The sequence below is a fragment of the Tepidimonas aquatica genome (assembly GCF_007556585.1).
In the GTDB taxonomy this organism is placed as follows: domain Bacteria; phylum Pseudomonadota; class Gammaproteobacteria; order Burkholderiales; family Burkholderiaceae_C; genus Tepidimonas; species Tepidimonas aquatica.
On the sequence record NZ_VJNA01000008.1, the window covers coordinates 68,330 to 87,989 of the forward strand.

Annotated in this window: 14 protein-coding genes and 2 tRNA genes; 2 read left to right on the forward strand and 14 right to left on the reverse strand. The window is 70.9% G+C overall.

From position 1 onward, the window contains the following. Window positions 1-3: 3 nt before the first annotated feature. From Taqua_RS04405 to dinG, 4 genes are all read right to left on the reverse strand, one after another. A complete protein-coding gene (locus tag Taqua_RS04405; protein ID WP_144325090.1) occupies window positions 4-1,059 on the reverse strand; it encodes an ABC transporter permease in 1,056 nt (351 codons plus the stop codon). Next, window positions 1,046-2,590 carry an ABC transporter ATP-binding protein gene (locus Taqua_RS04410; RefSeq protein WP_144325092.1) on the reverse strand — a complete coding sequence of 515 codons (1,545 nt, stop codon included), beginning with the start codon at window positions 2,588-2,590 and terminating at the stop codon, window positions 1,046-1,048. The genes Taqua_RS04405 and Taqua_RS04410 overlap by 14 nt, the downstream gene beginning before the upstream one ends. A 62-nt stretch (window positions 2,591-2,652) precedes the next feature. Continuing rightward, on the reverse strand, window positions 2,653-3,738 hold the full coding sequence (locus Taqua_RS04415) for a PA0069 family radical SAM protein (protein WP_144325094.1): 1,086 nt from the start codon (window positions 3,736-3,738) through the stop codon (window positions 2,653-2,655). A gap of 2 nt (window positions 3,739-3,740) precedes the next feature. After that, the gene (gene dinG / locus Taqua_RS04420) at window positions 3,741-5,918 is read right to left on the reverse strand and encodes an ATP-dependent DNA helicase DinG (protein WP_185969554.1); all 2,178 of its coding nucleotides are present in this window, start codon (window positions 5,916-5,918) and stop codon (window positions 3,741-3,743) included. Between the two features lie 130 nt (window positions 5,919-6,048). Here dinG and Taqua_RS04425 point away from each other — a divergent pair, with 130 nt between their 5' ends. Then, complete coding sequence (locus Taqua_RS04425; RefSeq protein ID WP_144325096.1) at window positions 6,049-9,051, forward strand: EAL domain-containing protein; 3,003 nt, start codon at window positions 6,049-6,051, stop codon at window positions 9,049-9,051. Here Taqua_RS04425 and Taqua_RS04430 read toward each other — a convergent pair. Further along, window positions 9,003-9,743: an N-acyl amino acid synthase FeeM domain-containing protein gene (locus Taqua_RS04430; protein ID WP_144325098.1), complete on the reverse strand. Its 741-nt coding sequence runs from the start codon at window positions 9,741-9,743 to the stop codon at window positions 9,003-9,005. The genes Taqua_RS04425 and Taqua_RS04430 overlap by 49 nt on opposite strands. Before the next feature lie 254 nt (window positions 9,744-9,997). Here Taqua_RS04430 and Taqua_RS04435 point away from each other — a divergent pair. Beyond that, window positions 9,998-10,085, forward strand: a tRNA-Ser gene (locus tag Taqua_RS04435). A 5-nt stretch (window positions 10,086-10,090) separates the two neighbouring features. Here Taqua_RS04435 and Taqua_RS04440 read toward each other — a convergent pair. The 9 genes from Taqua_RS04440 to purH all read right to left on the reverse strand — a co-directional run bounded on the left by Taqua_RS04440 (window position 10,091) and on the right by purH (window position 19,621). Continuing rightward, on the reverse strand, window positions 10,091-11,296 hold the full coding sequence (locus Taqua_RS04440; protein ID WP_144325100.1) for an ABC transporter permease: 1,206 nt from the start codon (window positions 11,294-11,296) through the stop codon (window positions 10,091-10,093). Between the two features lie 5 nt (window positions 11,297-11,301). Then, window positions 11,302-12,033 carry an ABC transporter ATP-binding protein gene (locus Taqua_RS04445; protein WP_144325102.1) on the reverse strand — a complete coding sequence of 244 codons (732 nt, stop codon included), beginning with the start codon at window positions 12,031-12,033 and terminating at the stop codon, window positions 11,302-11,304. After that, entirely contained in the window at window positions 12,030-13,340 is a 1,311-nt protein-coding gene (locus Taqua_RS04450) for an efflux RND transporter periplasmic adaptor subunit (protein ID WP_144325104.1), read from the reverse strand. Before Taqua_RS04450 ends, Taqua_RS04445 begins: the two co-directional genes overlap by 4 nt. A 7-nt stretch (window positions 13,341-13,347) precedes the next feature. Beyond that, on the reverse strand, window positions 13,348-14,799 hold the full coding sequence (locus tag Taqua_RS04455; protein WP_185969555.1) for an efflux transporter outer membrane subunit: 1,452 nt from the start codon (window positions 14,797-14,799) through the stop codon (window positions 13,348-13,350). Window positions 14,800-14,843: 44 nt separating this feature from the next. Next, a complete protein-coding gene (gene guaD / locus Taqua_RS04460) occupies window positions 14,844-16,169 on the reverse strand; it encodes a guanine deaminase (RefSeq protein WP_144325108.1) in 1,326 nt (441 codons plus the stop codon). A gap of 21 nt (window positions 16,170-16,190) precedes the next feature. Continuing rightward, window positions 16,191-17,075 (reverse strand): metal ABC transporter permease, encoded by an 885-nt coding sequence (locus Taqua_RS04465; protein WP_144325110.1) that lies wholly within the window; start codon window positions 17,073-17,075, stop codon window positions 16,191-16,193. Beyond that, window positions 17,065-17,847, reverse strand: a complete 783-nt coding sequence (gene aztA / locus Taqua_RS04470) for a zinc ABC transporter ATP-binding protein AztA (RefSeq protein WP_144325112.1) — start codon at window positions 17,845-17,847, stop codon at window positions 17,065-17,067. The genes Taqua_RS04465 and aztA overlap by 11 nt, the downstream gene beginning before the upstream one ends. Before the next feature lie 50 nt (window positions 17,848-17,897). Further along, window positions 17,898-17,974 (reverse strand) — tRNA-Arg (locus Taqua_RS04475). 60 nt (window positions 17,975-18,034) lie between these two features. Continuing rightward, window positions 18,035-19,621 carry a bifunctional phosphoribosylaminoimidazolecarboxamide formyltransferase/IMP cyclohydrolase gene (gene purH / locus Taqua_RS04480; RefSeq protein WP_144325114.1) on the reverse strand — a complete coding sequence of 529 codons (1,587 nt, stop codon included), beginning with the start codon at window positions 19,619-19,621 and terminating at the stop codon, window positions 18,035-18,037. Window positions 19,622-19,660: the final 39 nt, after the last annotated feature.

Sequence of the window (19,660 nt, forward strand, 5' to 3'; positions counted from 1 at the left end):
GCATCAACCTTTCGACCAGCGCACCCGGTAGGCGATTAGGGTGTCGCACGCCAGCAGCGTCAGCAGCAGCAGGCCCTGAAAGACCCCGGTGATCGACTTGGGCAGCCCCAGGCGCGACTGCGCCAACTCGCCGCCCAGGTAAAACATGCTCATCAGCACCGCCGCGCCGGTGATGCCGGCCGGGTGCAGGCGGCCGACAAACGCCACGATGATGGCGGCAAAGCCGTAGCCCACCGGCACGTGGGGTGTGAGCTGGCCCACGGGGCCGGCCACTTCGAGCGCGCCGGCCAGCCCCGCCAGCGCCCCGGTCACCCCCATGGCCAGCCACAGCGCCGCGCGCGCCGAAAAACCGGCGTAACGCGCCGCCAGCGGGGCCAGCCCGCCCACCTGCTGCGCAAACCCGGCGCGTGTGCGAAACAGAAACAGCCACACCGCCACCGTGGCCAGCAGCGCCAGCACCAACCCCACGTTGACGCGCAGCCCCGGCAGCAGACGTGGCACCAGCGCCGTCGCGCCGAAGCGCTGCGTCTGTGGAAAGTTGAACCCCAGCGGATCTTTCCACGGGCCATAGACCAGGTAGTTGAGCAACTGCACCGCCACGTACACCAGCATCAAGCTGACCAGGATTTCGTTGGCGTTGTAGCGGTCGCGCAGCACCGCGGTGACGCTGGCCCACGCCAGCCCGCCCAGCGCGCCAGCCAGCAGCACCAGCGGCCAGGTGGGCCAGGCCGCCCCCTGCAGCGCCAGCGCCACGCCGCTGGCGCACACGGCCCCGATGATGAACTGCCCTTCGGCGCCGATATTCCAGACGTTGGAGCGAAAGCCGATGGCCAGCCCCAGCGCGATCAGCATCAGCGGCGTGGCCTTCAGCAGCAGCTCGCTGAGCGCGCGCAGGTCGCCCAGCGGCTCGACGAAAAACACCCGCAGCCCCGCCAGCGGATCCTTGCCCAACACCGCAAACAGCACCACGCCGATGGCCACCGTCAACGCCAGCGCCAGCAACGGTGACGCCCAGCGCCACCACGCCGACGGTTGGGGACGCCGCTCAAGCCGCACCATGGTGCTCCTCCTCGGCGTGCGCCAGCGGCGAGCCGGGCCACAGGCCCGACATCCACGCACCGATCAGCTCCACCGTCGCCTCGGCCACCGGCACGCTGGGCGACAGGTGGCCCTTGCACAGCACGACCAGGCGGTCGCACAGCTCGAAGAGTTCGTCCAGCTCCTCGCTGACCACCAGCACCGCGCAGCCGGCCTCGCGCAGCGCCACCAGCGCGGCGCGGATCTGCGCCGCCGCGCCGACGTCCACCCCCCAGGTCGGCTGCGACACCACCAGCACGCGCGGCTGCGCGTCGATTTCGCGCCCGACGATGAACTTTTGCAGGTTGCCACCTGAGAGCGACTGCGCCGCCGCGTCCGGTCCGGCCGTCTTGACGCCGTAGCGTTCGATGATGCCGATGGCTTGCGCCCGCAGCGCGCCCAGGCGCAGCCAGCCGCCCCGCCCCACCGCTTCGGAGCGCGTCAGCAGCAGGTTGTGCGCCAGCCCCAGCGTCGGCACGGCGCCGCGTCCCAGGCGCTCTTCCGGGACAAAGTGCAGCCCCAGCCGGCGCCGCTGCCCCGGGTGCGCGCGCCCAATGTCGCGCCCGTCCAGCCACACGGTACCCGGCGGCGCCGACGTATCCTCGCCCGACAGCGCTGCCAGCAGCTCGCGCTGTCCGTTGCCGGACACGCCTGCCACCCCGACGATCTCACCCGCGCGCAGCGTCAGGTCGACGCCGTGCAGGTCGGTGCCGAACTCGTGCGGGCTCTTGAGCGACAGCCCGCGCAACGCCAACACCACCTCGCCCGCGGGGCGGCGGTGCGGCGGCAGTGGCGGCGGCTCGTTGCCGATCATCAAGCGCGACAGCTCGGCGTTGTCCACCGCGCGCGGGTCCACCGTGCCGGTGATCCGCCCAGCGCGCATCACGGTGCAGGTGTCGCACAACGCGCGGATTTCGTGCAGTTTGTGGCTGATGTACAAAATGCTGCAGCCCTGCGCCGCGAGCTGGCGCAACACGCCAAACAGCCGCTGCACGGCCTGTGGCGTCAGCACCGAGGTGGGCTCGTCCAGAATCAGCAGCCGCGGCTGCGCGAGCAACGCGCGCACGATTTCGACCCGCTGGCGCTCCCCCACCGACAGGGTGTGCACCGGCCGCGCCGGGTCCACCTCCAGCCCGAACTCGCGCGCTTTGGCCTCGATGGCGGCGCTGACCTCGCGCAGCGTGGTGTCGGCCTGCAACCCCAGCCAGACGTTTTGCGCCACCGTCAACGTCTCGAACAGGCTAAAGTGCTGAAACACCATGCCGATGCCCAGCTCGCGCGCCTGCTGCGGGCTTTTCAGGTGCACCTCGCGGCCATCGAAGCGCATCGTGCCTTCGTCCGGCTGCACGACGCCGTAGATGATCTTCATCAGCGTGGATTTGCCCGCGCCGTTTTCGCCCAGCACCGCGTGGATGCTGCCCGGCGCCACGGTCAACGATACATGGTCGTTGGCCAGCACGCCGGGGTAGCGTTTGGTGATGCCGTGCAGTTCGAGTCGGGGGATGACGTCCATCGTCGCCAATCGTTCGGGGGTAGGCACGCGCTGCGGCGCGGGGTGCGCAATGGTAACGGGTATCAGTCGAACAGCGAACGCTGCTGCGGCAGCCCGGGGGCGGGCGCCGGGGGCCGAAAGCGCGTGACATCCAGCGGTGTGGGTTCGCGCTGCAGGCCCAGCCGTCGGCAGGCCTGCGCAAAGCGCTGGCGCAGCAAGTCGGCCCACACGCCGCGGCCGGCCATGCGCGTGCCAAAGGCGGCGTCGTAGTCGCGGCCGCCGTGCAGCTCGCGCACCCGCGCCAGCACCCGCGCGGCGCGTTGCGGGTAGTGGGCCTGCAGCCAGTCGGCAAACACGGTGCGCACCTCCCACGGCAGGCGCAGCACGGTGTAAAAAGCACGCGTCGCGCCGGCCTCGGCCGCGGCGGCCAGCACCTGCTCCATGTCGTCGTTGAGAAACGGTATTTGCGGCGCCACGCTCACCCCCACCGGCACGCCGGCGTCGACCAGCGCACGGATGGTGCGCAGCCGCCGCCACGGGGCCGCCGCGCGCGGCTCCAGCCGCCGCGCCAGCGCCGCGTCCAGCGTCGTCACCGTCACGTACACGGCGCACAAGCCCTGCGCAGCCATCGGCGCGATCAAGTCGAGGTCGCGCTCGACCCCGCTGCCCTTGGTGACCAGCACCCAGGGGTGCTTCGTCTCGTGCAACACCTGCAACAGCGCCCGTGTCAGGCCGAGCTCGCGCTCGACCGGCTGGTACGGGTCGGTGACGCTGCCAATGGCCACCGGCGCCGGCCGGTAGCGCGGGTGCGCCAGCTCGGCGCGCAACCGCTCGGCCAGGCCCCGTTTGGCCACGATGATGGTCTCGAAGTCCAACCCCGGCGACAAGTCCAAGTAGGCGTGCGTGGGGCGCGCGTAGCAGTACGCGCAACCGTGCTCGCAACCGCGGTAGGGGTTGAGCGAGCGGTCAAAGCCGATGTCGGGCGAGTCGTTGTAGCTCAGGGCGCTGCGCGCCTCTTCCCAGCGCAGCTCGGTGCGCGGGGGTGGCGGCGTGCCCGCGTCGCTGGGCCAGCCGTCGTCGAACGGCTCGCGCACCTCGTGAGCGTAGCGGTGGGCCAGCCGCTGACCGCTGCCACGGCCTTTGGGCGGGGGATGGGTGGCCGCCGCCATCGTCACACCTCGGGGCTGACCGCCACGCTGGACTGCGGCCGGCCCGCCGCGGCGTGGCAGCGACGAAACGGCGGCAAGCTGTTCAAAATGATCCGACCGTACCCGGTGGTGCTCAGCCGCGGGTCGTAGCACACGATGCGGGCGTGGTCGGCCTCGGTGCGGATGGCCCGCCCCACCCACTGCTTGAGCCGCAGCGCGGTGGCCGGCACCACAAGTTCGATGAACGGATCGCGGCCGCTGGCGCGCAACCATTCGGCGCGCGCCTCGCCCACCGGATCGTCAGGCGGCGCAAAAGGCAGCTTGGTGATGAACAGCTCGGCGCACAGGTCGCCGGGCAAATCCAGCCCCTCGCCAAACGACTGCAAGCCCAGGATGATGGAGGCCTCGCCCGCCGCGACGCGCTCGCGGTGCTGCCGCAACAACTGCAGGCGCGGCCGCTCGCCCTGCACCAGCGTGCGCGTGCGCAGCGCCGGGGGCAGCGCCGCCGCCACCCGCTGCAGGTGCGCGCGCGACGTGAACAGCACCAGCGCGCCGCGCCGCACCGCGGGCAAGTCCCGCAGCAGCGCGTGTTGCACCGCCTCCTGGTACGCCGCCAAGTCGCGCGGCTCGGCCGCCACCCCCGCCAGCACCAGTTCGCCCTGGCGGGCGTGGTCAAACGGGCTGTCCACGGTCTGGACGGCGACGTCGGGCTCGTCCGCCAGGCCAACCTCGTTGAGGTAAAAGTCGAACCGCCCGCCGCTGGTGAGCGTGGCGGAGGTCAGCACCGCGGCGCGCACCTGACCCCACAACCGTGTTCGCAGCAGCGCGCCCGGCAACATGGGGCTGGCGTGCGCCAGCACGCGCACGGTGCCGTCGCCGCCTTGGGGCGGGTACAGCGTGAACCATTTGGCCAGCGGCGCCTGCCCCGCCGCAGGCTCGTGCAGCAGCCAGCGCACGGTGTCGCTGGCCGCCTCCAACCGCGGCGCCAGTGTGCCCAACTGGGTGTACAGCGCGGCCAGACGGTGCGCCTCGTCGGGCTGCTGGCGCATGGCGTCGCGCAGCGTCTGCCCCAAGGCTCGCACCGCGGCCAGCAGCGTGCCCGCCGCCGCATCCGCCTGGGCCAAGGGGCCTGCCCAGCCCTCGGGCAATCGGCCATGCGGCAGCCTGACCCGCAGCGGCTCGTCCAACCCGCGCAGCCTCTCGCCCCAGGCTTGCACGCACAGCCGCGCCACGTCCTGCAACGCCGCGCGCAACTGCGCGGCGGCCTGGGGCACGTCGGCAACCGCGTCGCAACCAACCTCCTGCGCCACGCGCAGCGCCCGGCTGGCCAGCCGGTCCACCCAGGCCAGCCGCGTCAGGCCGGTGCGGCAGCCAAACTGCTCCAGCGCCGTGGCCGGCAGGTGGTGCGCTTCGTCCAGCACCAGCAGGCATTGGTCCAGCTCGGGCAACTGGCGCGTGCCCAGCGTGGCCAGCAGCAGGTCGTGGTTGACGACGATGACGTGCGCGCCAACGAGCGCTTTGCGCCGTTCGAAGTACACGCATCCCCCGTACAGCGGGCAGTGGCGCGCGCTGCACGATGCCGCGTCGGCCGCCACCGCCGCCCACCAGCGCGGCTCGGGCGGTTGCGCCAAGCTGTCGAGCTCGCCGTCCCATTGGCCGTGCACGAGCTCGGCGGCGCGGGCGTGCAGCCAGGCGCGCCGCGCCTGCTCCGACGCGGCGTCGGTGGGCTGCAGCGGCAGTTCGTCGTCGTGCCCTTCGTCGTCGGCGGCAGCGGGGTCGGCCAGCCATTGCTCGAGCTTGAGCCGGCAGACGTAGCGCCCGCGGCCTTTGGCCAGCGCCCAGCGCACGTCCCACGACATGCGCTCGGCCAACGCGGGCAGGTCATGGTGCACCAGCTGCTCCTGCAGCGCCACCGTGGCGGTGGAGACGACGACGCGCGTGCCGCGCTGCAGTGCCAGGGCAATGGCCGGCGTCAGGTACGCCAGCGATTTACCGACGCCGGTGCCGGCCTCGATGACGGCGATGCGGCGCGCGGGTGCCTCACCATCGACGGCTTTGCCCAATGTCCCTTGCGCCAACGTGGTGGCTACGCGCTCGGCCATCGCCCGCTGCCCGGCCCGCGGCCGCAGGCTGGGCGTGTCGGCGATCAGCCGCTCGAACGCCGCCAACGCGTCATCGGCCATGTCGTCGGTGTTGCGCATGGGCCGCAGTTTGACACAGCGTCACACCACAACACGCACTTCACCTTCATAATTGCTGTTTACAGCATCGCGTAAGTCGGTGAATGCATTGCCACAGGGAGCCTTCGACCCACCGGAGCACCGCGCCTTCATGAGCCCAGCCTCTGCCGCGACCCCTGCCGCATCCCCGTCTGCCGTGGAGCGGCTTGAGCGCGCGCTGCAAACGCTGACGGCCTACGCGGTGCCGGTCATGCTGACGTTGCTGACCCTGCTGGCGCTGTGGCGCTGGCCGCAGGAATTGGCCGACGGCACGGACGCGCCCGCGCTGCCACTGCGCACGATGTTCACCGCCGAGGGGCGCGACGCGGCCAGCGTGCTGCCAGCGTTGCGCGGCTTGCCGCCTGCCACGGCACGCGACACCCGACTGTCGGAACAGCCGCTGTGGGTATTGATCGAGACGCCGGCCGAGTTGCGCGTCCGCGCTGGCCATGTACTGGATTTTCCGTCGCGGCACGCAACGTCGTTGCAATGCTGGGACGCCGCCACGCTGCAGCCGCTGGGGGCCGTCGACCGCATGCGTGGCACGACGGCTTCGGGGGCGCTGCGGCCTTCGCGCGCCGGGTTCGTGCTGGATTTGCCCGCCTGGCCCGAGGCCATCGTCTGCCAGGCGCGCTTCACCGGCCCCGGACGGTTGACCGTGCATGCGCTGCCGACCGACGCCGTCGAGCAGGCCGAACGGCGGTTTCACCGCAACGCCGGCTGGCTCGATGGCGGGCTGTTGATGCTGGCGCTGTTCACGTTGGTGGCTGGCCTCATCAACCGCGAGCGCAACTACCTGATCTTTGCCGCGTGGCTGGTCATCAACCAGCGCATGGCGGCGCTGTCGGCCGGCTGGGATTACCAATGGCTCGGCCACCTGGTGCCGACCGATTGGCTGGTGCCGCTGCGGCGCATCACGCTGGCGCTGTACTCCACCGCCACGGTGGTGCTGTTTCGCTACCTGTTCGAAGCCGACCTGGTGCGTATCGGCCTGCTGCGCCCGGTGCGCTGGGTGATCGTGGCCTGCGTGCCGGTGCTGCTGGCCGCGCTGGTGCTGCCATACCGCTGGTTTTTGCCGATCATCTGGAGCGCCACCGGGCTGGGCGTGCTGGTGCTGGGCTACGCGCTGCTGATGATGCTGGTGCGCACGCGCTCGCGGGTGGCGATGTGGTACGCGGCGGCGATGGGCATCGCACTGGCGGCCAGCGTCTACGAGGTGATCGCAGCCGCGGCGGGGCTCAAGGGGCTGCTGGACTCGTTCAACAGCGTCACAGCGGCGCTGGCGTCGAGCCTGCTGGCCTCGCTGGCCATTGCCGAGCAGTTTCGGCTCGAGCACGAGCAGCGTCTGGCGCTGCAGGCCGAACTGCAACACACCTTCGACTTCATCCCGATTGGCCTGTTTACGCTGGACGCGCAGGGGCGCTTTTTGAGCGCCAACCCCGCCATGCACACGCTGCTGCAACGCCCGCTGGAGCTGGAAGGACAGCGCTGGGACGCGATTTTTCCGGCGGCGGATTGGACCAAGCTCAGCGGCGGCGCCGAGCCCGGACAGACGGTCGAGTTCGAAACCGGGCTGGCCGGGGCCGACGGTGGCGGTCAGCGCTTTTTGGTGCGCGCCGCACGTGCGGGCGACACCATCGAAGGCACGCTGCAAGACATCTCCGACCGCGTGCGGGCGCACGAACACCTGCAATTTCTAGCGGACCACGACCCGCTGACCAAGGTGCTCAACCGGCGCGGCGTCGAAGCCTGCCTGAGCCGTGGCCTGCAGCGGCTGCGCCGCGGCAAGCCACTGGCGGTGGCGTACCTGGATCTGGACCGCTTCAAGCTCATCAACGACCTGTACGGACACCTGGCCGGCGACGCCGTGCTGCAACAGGTCTGCGAGCGGGTGCAGGCGCCGCTGGCGCCGCACATGTACCTGGGCCGCGTCGGCGGCGACGAGTTCCTGATCGTCGTGCTCGACACGCCGCTGCACCGTGCCGAAACGGTCTGCCGCGACATCCTGCTGCGGCTGAGCAGCGAGCCGTACAGCGTCGGCGACCGCGCGTTCCAGGTACGTGGCTCCATCGGCCTGATCGAAGTCACCTCCGGCAGTACCGTCAAGGATGTGCTGGCCACGGCCGACCGCGCCTGCCGCCAGGCCAAGCGCAACCCTGCAACCGGGCTCGTGGTCTATGAGCACGGCGCGCGCGTGTTCCAGGAACACGAAGCGGAGATGCAGCTCGTGCAGCGCCTGGCCGATGGGCACGAGATCGAAGGACTGTTCCTGGAAATGCAGCCGATCGTGTCACTGCGCCACCCGCACCAGTCGCTCAACTTCGAAGTGCTGCTGCGCATGATGGACGAACACGGCAGCCGCGTGCCGACCGAGCGCATCATCCGTGCCGCCGAGCACGCGGGCCGCATGAGCACCATCGACCGCTGGGTGCTGTCGGGCACGCTGCGCTGGCTGGACGAACACCGCGACAAGCTGCCCGCCAGCCAGTTGGTGTGCGTCAACGTCAGCGGCGCCTCGCTCAACGACGAGCGCTTCATCCACGACGTCTACACGCTGCTGCTGCAGCACGCGCAGGTGGCGTCGCGCCTGTGTCTGGAAATCACCGAAAGTGTGGCCCTGCACGACGTCGGCAACACGCGGCGCTTCATCGACCGTGTGCGCAGCTACGGTGCGCGCGTGGCGCTGGACGACTTTGGCGCCGGCTACACGTCGTTTTCGTACCTCAAGGACTTGCCGGCCGACATCCTCAAGATCGACGGCAGCTTCATCGTCAACATGACGCGCCACCCGGCCAACGTCGCCATCGTCGAAGCCATCGTCAGCCTGGCGCAAAACCTCGGCATGAAAACCATCGCCGAGTGGGCCGAGGACTACGACACCGTCGAAACGCTGGCCGAAATCGGCGTGGACTACGTGCAAGGCTGGGCGCTGTCGCACCCCGTGACCCCGCAGCGCATCCTGAGCGCGCGCAGCGGCGCCGACTTCATCTCGGATGAGCGCATCCGCGTCTACCTCGACACCCGCCCGGCCGACGACGAGCTGGCCGAAGTCGACTGGGTGCTGGGTCAGCCGACCGTGCCACCGTCGCCAGCATCGAGCTCGATGTCCGGGTGATCGGTGTTGAACCAAAAGTCGTACAGCGGGTGACCCGCTCCCTCGAAGCGCGCGGTGGCGATGTCGCAGTACATCACACGGTGCGGCAGCCCAAACACGTGTTCCAGCGGCACGAACCCCTTGGCCGGGTCGACATCGCGGAACATCAGCCGCGCGTACTGCCGGTCCAGCGGCGAGCGCGCCGTCACCAGCACGTAACGCACCCCGGCGCGTTCGCACCAACAGTAGGCGGCCTTCAGCATCACGGTCTTGACCAGCCGGCTGTCGGCGCGCTGCGTCACCGCCAGCCGTGTCACCTCGGCGCAGCGGGCGCCGGCCATCCACGCCGGCAGCTCGAACGACTGCTGCAACGCCAGCGGCCGGTGCTCGTTGGTCTGGATGCGCAGCGTGCCCAGCAATTCGCCATCGGCGCGGGATTCGGCCATCAGCACCGCCACGCCCGGCGCCAGGTCCAACGGATCGACCTGCAGCAGCCCTTGCGTCAGCGCAGCCGGCAAGTGGCGCGCGTAAGCGTCGTAGCGCAGTTGCGCCACGCGGCGTAAATCGGCCTGGCGGCGCGTCACGCGGATCCGGAACGGCAACCGCTCGCGGCGCATCGCGATATCGTGCTCGGCATGCCACGCCGGCGCCGGCACGGCGTACCAGCCGGCGCGCGGCACGATGGCGGGTTCGTGGGACGTTGGCGCTTGCATGGTGGTCTCCTACGGTGCAACGGCGACGGTTTCACTGTAGGCAAGCCGGCGCGGCGCTGGAGTCAGCCGCGCACTGTTTGTGCTGTCAGGTTTTTTCCGACACCGGCGTCAGGCCCGGCCCTACCGGCGTCCGCGCCACGACCAGCGGCCACCCAGCCCATGCCCCTGCCACATGCCCGCGCGGCTACAATGGCGGCCACGCCTGCGGAAGTGTGGCCGAGTGGTTGAAGGCACCGGTCTTGAAAACAGTTGTAGGAAGCGTGGCAGAGTGGTCGATTGCACTGGTCTTGAAAACCAGCAACGGGCAACCGTTCGTGAGTTCGAATCTCACCGCTTCCGCCACCGTCTCACTCATGCCGCAGCGCCTCAATGGGGTCCAGCCGGGCGGCGCGGCGGGCGGGGAAGTAGCCAAACGCCACGCCGATGAGCGCCGCCACGGTGAACGCCAGGACGTTGATGGCGGGTTCGAAAACGAATGGTACGTCCATCGCCAGACTGAGCCCAACACTGGCGGCCAGCGCCAGCAGCAGCCCCACCAGCCCGCCAAACGCCGCCAGCACCACCGCCTCGACGAGGAATTGGCCCATCACCTCGCGCTCGCGCGCGCCGATGGCCAGGCGCAGGCCAATTTCACGCGTGCGCTCGGTGACGCTGACCAGCATGATGTTCATGATGCCAATGCCGCCCACCACGAGGCTGACCGCGGCCACCGCGCCCAGCAGCATCGTCATGATGCGGGTCGTGCCGGCCATCGTGTCGGCCAGCTGGGCAGTGTCCAGGATGTTGAAGTTGTCCTCCTCGCCGTCGGCCAGGCTGCGGCGTTCGCGCAGCACGGCACGTAGGGCGGCCTTGACGGCGTCGGCGTCGGCACCGTCTTGCATCGACACGTGCAGTGTGAACACGCGCGTGTGGCCCACCACGCGGCGGTGCAGCGTGGTGATCGGCATCAGCACGAAGTCGTCCTGGTCCTGACCAAACGCGCCGGTGCCCTTGGGGGCGAGCACACCCACCACCTCGCACGGGATCTGGCGCACGCGCACGCTGGCGCCCACCGGTGAGCTGGTGCCAAAGAGCTCGCGCTGCACCGTCTCGCCCAGGATGCACACCGCCGCGCCAACGCGTTGCTCGTCGTCGGTGAACGGGCGGCCGTCGGCCAGGGTCCAGTTGTTGGTCAGCATCCAGTCCGCCGAGCCGCCGATCAGGCTGGCGCTCCAGTTGCGACCGTTGGCCACCACTGCGCCGCTGGAGCGTGTCTCGGCCGCCACCGCCAGCACCCCCGGCACCTGGGTGGCGATGGCGTGGGCGTCGGCCAGCTTGAACGACGGCGCGCCACCCGAGCCACCCGGCCCCAGGCGCTGCCCGGGGCGCACCTGCAGCAGGTTGACGCCCAGGCTGGCGATTTGCGTCTGGATGGCGCGCGTGGCGCCGTTGCCGACCGTGACCATCGTCACCACGGCGGCCACGCCAATGACCACGCCCAGCACCGTCAGAAACGAGCGCAGCAGGTTGCGCCGGATCGAGCGCAGTGCCAGCAGCAAGGTGTTGAACCACATCGCCGTCAGGCCTCCAGGCCGGTCGCCGCCGTGGTGTCGCGCTGCTCCTCGCGCTCGATGCGGCCGTCGCGAAAGTGCACGATACGCTGCGCGTAGGCGGCGATGTCGGCTTCGTGCGTGACCATCAGCACGGTGATGCCACGCTCGCGGTTGAGGCGGGTGATGAGCTGCATGATCTCGTGGCTGCGCTGCGAGTCCAGGTTGCCGGTGGGCTCGTCGGCCAGCAGCACCTGCGGCTGGGTGACGATGGCGCGCGCGATGGCCACGCGCTGCTGCTGGCCCCCGGACAGCTCCGCCGGCGTGTGGTGCTCCCATCCCGCCAGGCCCACCTCGGCCAACGCGGCGCGCGCGGCGGCGTGGCGCGTGCGCGCGCGCTCGCCGCGGTAAATGAGCGGCAGCTCGACGTTTTCCAGCGCGGTGGTGCGCGGCAGCAGGTGAAAACCCTGGAAAACAAAACCGAAGTAGCGCCGCCGCAGCAGCGCGCGCTCGTCGCGCGCCAAGCGCTGCACCGCCACGCCCTGGAAGCGGTATTGCCCGGCGCTGGGGGTGTCGAGTAGGCCGAGGATATTCATCGCCGTGGATTTGCCCGAGCCGCTGGGCCCCATGATGGCGACAAACTCGCCGGCGCGCACCTCCAGATCGATGCCGCGCAGGGCCTGAAAGGCCGCCGAGCCGCTGCCGTAGGTGCGTTGCACCCCCACCAGGGCGATCAGCGGAGCCGGTGCCGAGGTGCTCATCGCGCGCCGCGCCCGTTGCTGCGTTGCTCGACGATCACCGGCAGGCCGTCGGCCAAGCCCTCGCCGCTGACTTCGGTCATGCGACCGTCGCTGATGCCCACCGTCACCGGCAGCGCCTGCGGCTGGCCGTCACGCAGCACCCAGATCTGGCGCGGCCCGCCGGTGCGGGTGTCGACGCGCACCGTTTTGCTCCCGGCGCTGGGCGGCTTGGGCATCAACAGGCTGGCCAGCCCACCACCGGCGCTGGGGGCCGTGGGTTCGCTGGGCGCAAAGCGCAGCGCCGTGTTGGGCACCAGCCACACGTCCTTGCGCTCGGCGGCGCGGATGGTGGCGGTGGCCGTCATGCCGGGCCGCAGCGACAGGTCGTCGTTGGCCACGCCCAGGGAGGCGCTGTAGGTGACGACGTTGTCGGTCTTGGTGGCGCCGTAGGCGACACGCTCGACCTGCGCCGGGTAGCGCCGCCGCGGATAGGCACTCACCGTGAACGAGGCGCTTTGACCTTCGCGCACATGGCCGACGTCGGCTTCGTCCACCGCCACGTCGAGCTTGAGGCGGCGCAGATCCTGCGCAATGGTCAGCAGCGTGACCGCCTGCAGCGACGCCGCCACGGCGTTGCCTGGGTCGACGTTGCGCGCCAGCACCACACCGTCGATGGGCGAGCGGATCGACGCTTTGGCCAGGTTGGTTTCGTTGGTGGACAGGGTGGCGCGCGCCTGCTCCACCGCCGCCCGGGCCACCTCCTGAGCGGCGCGGGCGCGCTGCAGCGCGGCCTGGGCGGCTTCGAGCTCGCTGGGCGACGGCGTGGTGCCGCCGCTGAGCTGCGCCAGCGTTTGCAAGCGCTTCAGGTTGGCCTCGGCCTCGGCGGCGGTGGCGTCGGCCTGCGCCACCTGCGCCTGCGCCGACGCCAGCGCCGCACGCGCGCTGTTGACCTGGTCTTGCAGCTTGGCGGTGTCCAGCACCACCAGCACCTGCCCGCGCTGCACGCGGTCGTTGACGTCGACCAGCACCTCGCGCACGGTGCCGGACAGCTCGCTGCCGATGTTGACCGAACGCACCGGCTCCAGCGTGCCGTTGGCCGTGACGTTGAGCACGAGGTCACCGCGCTTGAGGGGCTCGGTCACGTACACCGGGCGGGCCTGCTCGGCGCTGCGCACCTGCCAGCGCTGCCAGCCCCAGCCTGCGGCCAGCAGCACCAGCAGCGCGAGCCAAGGCCAGGGTCGCCGCCACAGCGGCCGCGGACGTTCGTCGCCCAGCAAGCGCTGCACGTCGGCGTCGGAAGGGCGTGTCGTTCGTTTCCACCAAGGCATATCAGGGTCACCTCGATCGTTCGGGCACCGGGTCGGTGTCGGCGGGTTGCCAGCCCCCACCCAGGGCTTTGAACAGGCGCGCGTGGTCCGTGGCCCACTGCGCCTGGGCGGCGATGCGCTCGCTGCGCACGGCCAGCCAGCTGCGCTGGGCGTCCAACAGCGTGCGCAGGTCGGTCAGCCCGGCGCGGTGGCGCAGCGTGGCCTGCTGCAGCGCCGCGGCCGCGGCTTCTTCGGCGGCCAGCAGGTGCTGCACGCGGGCGCGATCGCTGGCGATGGCCACCAGGGCGTTTTCGACGTCACGCAGCGCCGCCAGCAACGCCCCTTCCAGCGCCGCGCGGGCTTGCTCCAGCGCGGCCTGTTGTTGGCGCACCTGGGCCTGGCGCTGACCCGCGTCGAACAGCGGCGCGGCGACGCTGGCCACCAGCGCACGGGTCAATGCAGCGGGGTCCAGCAGCTCGCTCACCCGCGGGGCTTGCCAGCTCAGGCTGCCCGTCAACGTCAGCGTGGGCAACCGGGCCGCGTCGGCCTGCGCCACGCGCGCCGCGGCGGCCTGCCAGCGCGCCCAGGCGGCGGCCACGTCCGGACGCTGGCGCAGGGTGTCGGCGGGTACCGGCAGGGTCCAGGCCGGCGGCGGCTCGGGCGCACGCTCGGCGGGTTGCGCCAACGGCGCAGCGCCCGCCGGGCGGCCGGCCAGCAGGTTGAGCGCGTGCAGCGCTTGGCGTGCGCTGGCGTGCAGCGCAGCCACGCTGGCGCGGGTTTGCTCCAGGTTCGCGCGCGCGCTGTCCAGGTCTTGCTGCGCGCTCAGGCCGGCCTGCACGCGCCACTGGGTCAATTGCACGCTGTCGGTTTGCGCGGCCAGGCTCTGCTGGGCGGTTTGCAGGCGCTGCTGCGCGCTCCAAAGGTCCCAGTAAGCCGCCGCCACCTCGGCCGCCAGCGACACGCGCGTCCAGGCCAGCGACGCCGCCGTGGCGCGCTCGTCCGCTTCGCTGGCTTGCACGGCCGCGTTGCGTCGACCCCACAGGTCCAGTTCCCACTGGGCATCGAGCCCGGCACTGACGGCGTGGGCACCGCCCGCCTGGGTGCGCGCCTGGCGTGCGCCCACGCTGGCATCAACGCTGGGCCAAGTGGCGGCTTGCGCCGCTTCGCGCACCGCGCGGGCTTGCGCCAGCGCGGCCTGGGCCGCGCGCACGTCGGTGTTGGTTTGCAGCGCCGCCTGCACCCAGGCCGTCAGCGCGGCATCACCCAACCCCTCCCACCAACGCGCCACGTCCCACGCCGATGGCCCGTCGGGCGGCACCGGCACGGCACCGTCCAGCGCCGTCCACGCGGTCGGCGTCTCGACGCTGAGCACCGGCCCGGGCGCCGGCGGGGCGCTGGCGCACCCGGCCAGCGCCAGCATCGGCACCGCCAGCCAGGTTAGGCGCCGGCGCGCGGTCATCGGGTGGGTGGGTGTCGTCATCGTGGGCGCCATCGTGCCACCGGTGCACTGCTGCCGTGTGTCGGTCATGTCAAGTTGTGTTGCTGCGCCGCCCCGGCCACGTGCACGGCGCGCACGGCACGGTCGTCGCCCAGCATGATGAGGGCGAACAACCACTCCGCCAACGACTGCGCCTGCGCGCAGCGGCGCGCCAGCAACGGCGTGGCGGCGGGGTCCAGCAGCACAAAGTCCGCTTCACTGCCGGGGGCCAGCGAACCGACCGTGCCGGCCAGGCCCAGCGCACGCGCCGCCCCGGCGGTGTGCTGCCACCACAAGTCCAACGGCTCCAGGCTCACCCCTTGCTTGGCCTTGCCATCGCCGCGCACGGCGGCGCGCCCCACCGTGTAGGCCATGCGCATCGTCACCAGGGGGCTAAAGCTCATGCCGCCCCCCACATCGCTGGCCAAACCGAGCACGATCCCCGCCGCGCGCGCCGCCGCGTAGTCGAAGAAGCCACTGCCCAAAAACAGGTTGCTGGTCGGGGCCACGGCGATGGCCGCGCCGCTGTGGCGCAGCAGCGCCCAATCGTCGTCCTCCAGGTAGATGCCGTGCCCGTAAACGGCGCGCGGGCGCAGCAGGCCAAAGCGCTCGTACACCGCCAGGTAGCTGCGGTCGTGCGGGTAGAGCTCGCGCACCCAGCGCACCTCGTCGACCTGTTCGGCCACGTGCGACTGGATCCACACGTCGGGGTAGCGGGCGGCCAACTCGCCCGCCCCGCGCAGTTGCGCGTCGCTGCAACTGGGGGCAAAGCGCGGCGTGATGGCGTAGCCCAGCCGCCCGCGCCCGTGCCAGCGCTGCAGCAGCACCTCGGTGTCGCGCAAGCTGGTTTCGGTGTCGTCGCGCACGCCGTCGGGGCTGTGGCGGTCTTGCAGCACCTTGCCGGCGATCCAGCGCAGACCGCGGGCTTGGGCCTGGCTCAGCAGCGCTTCGACCGACGCCGGGTGCGACGTGGCCCAGGTCAGTGCCGTGGTCACACCATGGCGCGCCATCTCGTCCAAAAAGAAGCGGGCCACCGCGTGGGCGTGGTCGGCGTCGGCCAAGCGCGCTTCCTGTGGGAAGGTGTAGCGTTGCAGCCAGGGCAACAGCCCCTCGGCCGGCGCGCCGATGATGTCGGTCTGCGGGTAATGCACGTGCAGGTCGATGAACCCCGGTGCCAGTAGCCAGCCCCGGTGGTCACGCACCGGCACGGTGGGGTGCGCCGCACGCACCGCGGCGAAGGCACCCACGGCCAGCACCCGCTGCACCCCGGCCGCGTCCGGTGCGGTCACCAGCAAACCATCGTGTTCGAAGTGGGCCTGAGGACCGTCAGCGTGCGGGTCGAACCACAGCAGGGAAGCGCGCCAAGCTTGCATGGGGCGTAAGCTTAGCCGCCTTCAGCCACGCAGGTGGCGGTGGGGGACATGCTGCTGCCGCCACCAACCGTGCGGCGCCACCAGCAGCGACAGCGCGTACCACGCCCCCAGCAGCAGCACGATGGTCGGGCTGGTGGGCCACTCCATCTGGTACGACAACCAAAGCCCCAACCAGCCTGCGGCGGTGGCGGTGGCCACGGCCCACAGCAGCATCGGCTGCCAGCGCCGCGCCCACAGCCGGGCGCTGGCAGCCGGCAACACCATCATGCCCACCGCCATCAGCGTGCCCAGGGCGTGAAACGCCGCCACCAGGTTGATCACCACCAGCGCCAAAAACCCTTGGTGCGCCCACGCGCCCCAGGGGCTGACGCCGCGCAAAAACGCCGGGTCGACGCACTCCATCACCAGCGGCCGCCACAGCAGCACCAGCCCGCCCACGGTCACGGCCGACACCCCCGCCAGCAACACCAGCACCCCATCGTCCAACGCCAGCACCGAGCCGAACAGCACGTGCAGCAAATCGACCTGGGTGCCGCGCACCGAGATGATCAGCACCCCCAGCGCCAACGACACCAAGTACAACGCGGCCAGGGCGGCGTCTTCGCGCAGCACGGTGTGGCGCGCCACGGCCCCGGCGGCCAGCGCCACCACCACACCGCCCACCACGCCGCCCAACGTCATCGCGGGCAGCGACAGGCCGGCCGCCAAGTAGCCCAGCGCCGCGCCGGGCAAGATGGCGTGCGACATGGCGTCGCCCATCAGGCTCATGCGGCGCAGCATCAGCAGCACCCCCACCGGGGCCGCGCCCAGCGCCAGCAACGCGCAGCCAATCGCCGCCCGGCGCATGAAGTCGAACTCCAGCCCCGTGCTGGCCAGCAGCGCCGTCCACCACGCCTCAATGCCCATGGCTGGCCTCCGCTGCGTGGGGCACTGCCCCGGGGTCGGGCAGGTCGCACACCTCGGCGGTGTCGTCAAAGGCCTCTTGCAACTGGCGCGCGCGCAGCAGGTTGGCCTCGGTCAGCACCGCAGCCGTGGGGCCGTGCACCACCAGCTCGCGCGCCAGCAACGTGGCCAGAGGAAAGGCTGCGCGTACCAGTTCCAGGTCGTGCAGCACGGCGATCACCGTGCGGCCCTGCTCGTGCCAACGGCGCAGCACACACAGCAGCTCTTGCAGCGTGCGCGCATCGACCCCCGTGAACGGCTCGTCCAGCAGCACCACCGGGGCGTCTTGCAGCATCAGGCGGGCAAACAGCGCGCGCTGGAACTGGCCGCCCGAGAGGGTGTCGAGCGTGCGCCGTTCGAAGCCGTGCAGCCCCACCTCGGCCAGCGCATGGGCCACGCGCGCGCGCTGGCCGGCGTCGGGCCGCCGCCACGGCCCCAGCTCGTGCCACAGACCCATGGCGACAAGCTCGGCCACCGTGATCGGAAAGCTGCGGTCAACCTCACTGAGCTGTGGCAGGTACGCCACCTGCGCCGGCGCCACGCCGTGGATACGGCCGTGCATGGGCCGCAGCCGGCCCGCCACGCACTTGAGCAGCGTGGACTTGCCCGCCCCGTTGGGCCCCACCACCGCGGCCAGCGCACCGGCCGGCCAGCGCAGGCTGACGTGGTGCACCGCCGGGTGGCGCTCGTAGCCTGCGGTCAGGTCATGGACGACGATGTCAGCGGGTGCAGCCATGGGCCACGGCGCATAAAAAAGGCCAGTCGCTGGGACTGGCCTTGGGTGTTTGGCGCGGCTGGCAGGATTCGAACCCACGACCCCTTGGTTCGTAGCCAAGTACTCTATCCAACTGAGCTACAGCCGCGTTGTTGTCGGAAGCCCGCATTATACACGCAAAAACACGGCGCTTCGCACCAAGGCCCTGTCAATGACGGAAGTGGCGCACGCCGGTGAACACCATCGCCACGCCGCGCTCGTCCGCGGCGGCGATGACCTCGGCGTCGCGCACCGAGCCGCCCGGCTGGATGACGCTGGTGGCGCCGGCGTCCACCACCACATCGAGCCCGTCGCGGAACGGGAAAAAGGCGTCGCTGGCCACCGCCGTGCCCTGCAGGCTCAGGCCCGCCGCCTGTGCCTTGATGCTGGCGATGCGCGCCGAGTCGAGCCGGCTCATCTGGCCCGCGCCCACGCCCATGGTCATGCCGTCTTTGCAAAAGACAATGGCGTTGCTCTTGACGTACTGCGCCACGCTCCAGGCGAACAGCAGGTCTTGCAGCTCTTGCGCAGTGGGCTGGCGGCGCGTGACGACCTTGAGGTCCTGCGCGCGCAGCACGTGGTGGTCGGCTGTTTGTACCAACACCCCGCCACCGACGCGCTGCAGGTGCAGCCGGTTACGGGTGGCGGCCACGTCGGCCGGCAACGCGATGCGCAGCAGCCGCACGTTGGTTTTGGCTTTGAACACGGCCAAGGCCTCGGGCGTGAAGTCGGGCGCGATCAGCACCTCGACGAACTGTTGCGCCACCGCCTGGGCGGCCTGCCCGTCCAGCGTGCGGTTGAAGGCGATGATGCCGCCAAAGGCGCTGGTGGGGTCGGTCTGGAACGCCTTGCGGTACGCCTCCAGGGGGCTCGCACCCACGGCCACGCCGCAGGGGTTGGCGTGTTTGATGATGACGCACGCCGGGGCTTCGAACCCTTTGACGCACTCCCACGCCGCGTCGGCGTCGGCGATGTTGTTGTACGACAGCTCCTTGCCTTGCAACTGCTGCGCGCTGGCCAGCGAGCCCTCGGGCGCGTCCGGGTCGCGGTAAAAAGCCGCCTGCTGGTGCGGGTTTTCACCGTAGCGCAGGTCTTGCACCTTGATCCAGCACGCGTTGAACTGCGCCGGGAAGGTGTGCCGCGCTGGCACGGCGTCGGCCGCCGGCGCACCGGCGGTCAGATCCAGCGCCGACAAATACTGGCTGATGGCGGCGTCGTACTGGGCGATGCGGTTGAACGCCGCCACCGCCAGCCGCAACCGCGTGGCGTCGCTGACACGGCCGGCGTCGCGCAGCTCGGCCAGCACCAAGGGGTACTGCTCGGGGTCGGTCAACACGGCGACGTCGCGCCAGTTTTTCGCCGCCGAGCGCACCATGGCCGGACCGCCGATGTCGATGTTCTCGATGGCGTCGGCCAGCGTGCAGTCGGGCTGGGCCACGGTGGCCTCGAACGGGTACAGGTTGACCACCAGCAGGTCGATCGGGGCGATGCCATGGTCGGCCAGCGCCTGCATGTGCGCCGGCACATCGCGCCGCGCCAACAGACCTCCGTGCACCTTGGGGTGCAGCGTCTTGACACGGCCGTCGAGCATTTCTGGAAAGCCGGTCACCTCGGCCACCTCGGTGACGGGCAGGCCGGCGTCGGCCAGCAGGCGCGCGGTGCCACCGGTGGAGATCAGTTGCACGCCCAGCGCGTGCAGCCCCTGCGCCAGCGCCAGCACGCCGGTTTTGTCAGAAACGGAAATCAACGCTCGCATGGTCTCGGATCCTCGGGACAAGGTTGGGAGAATCGGTGG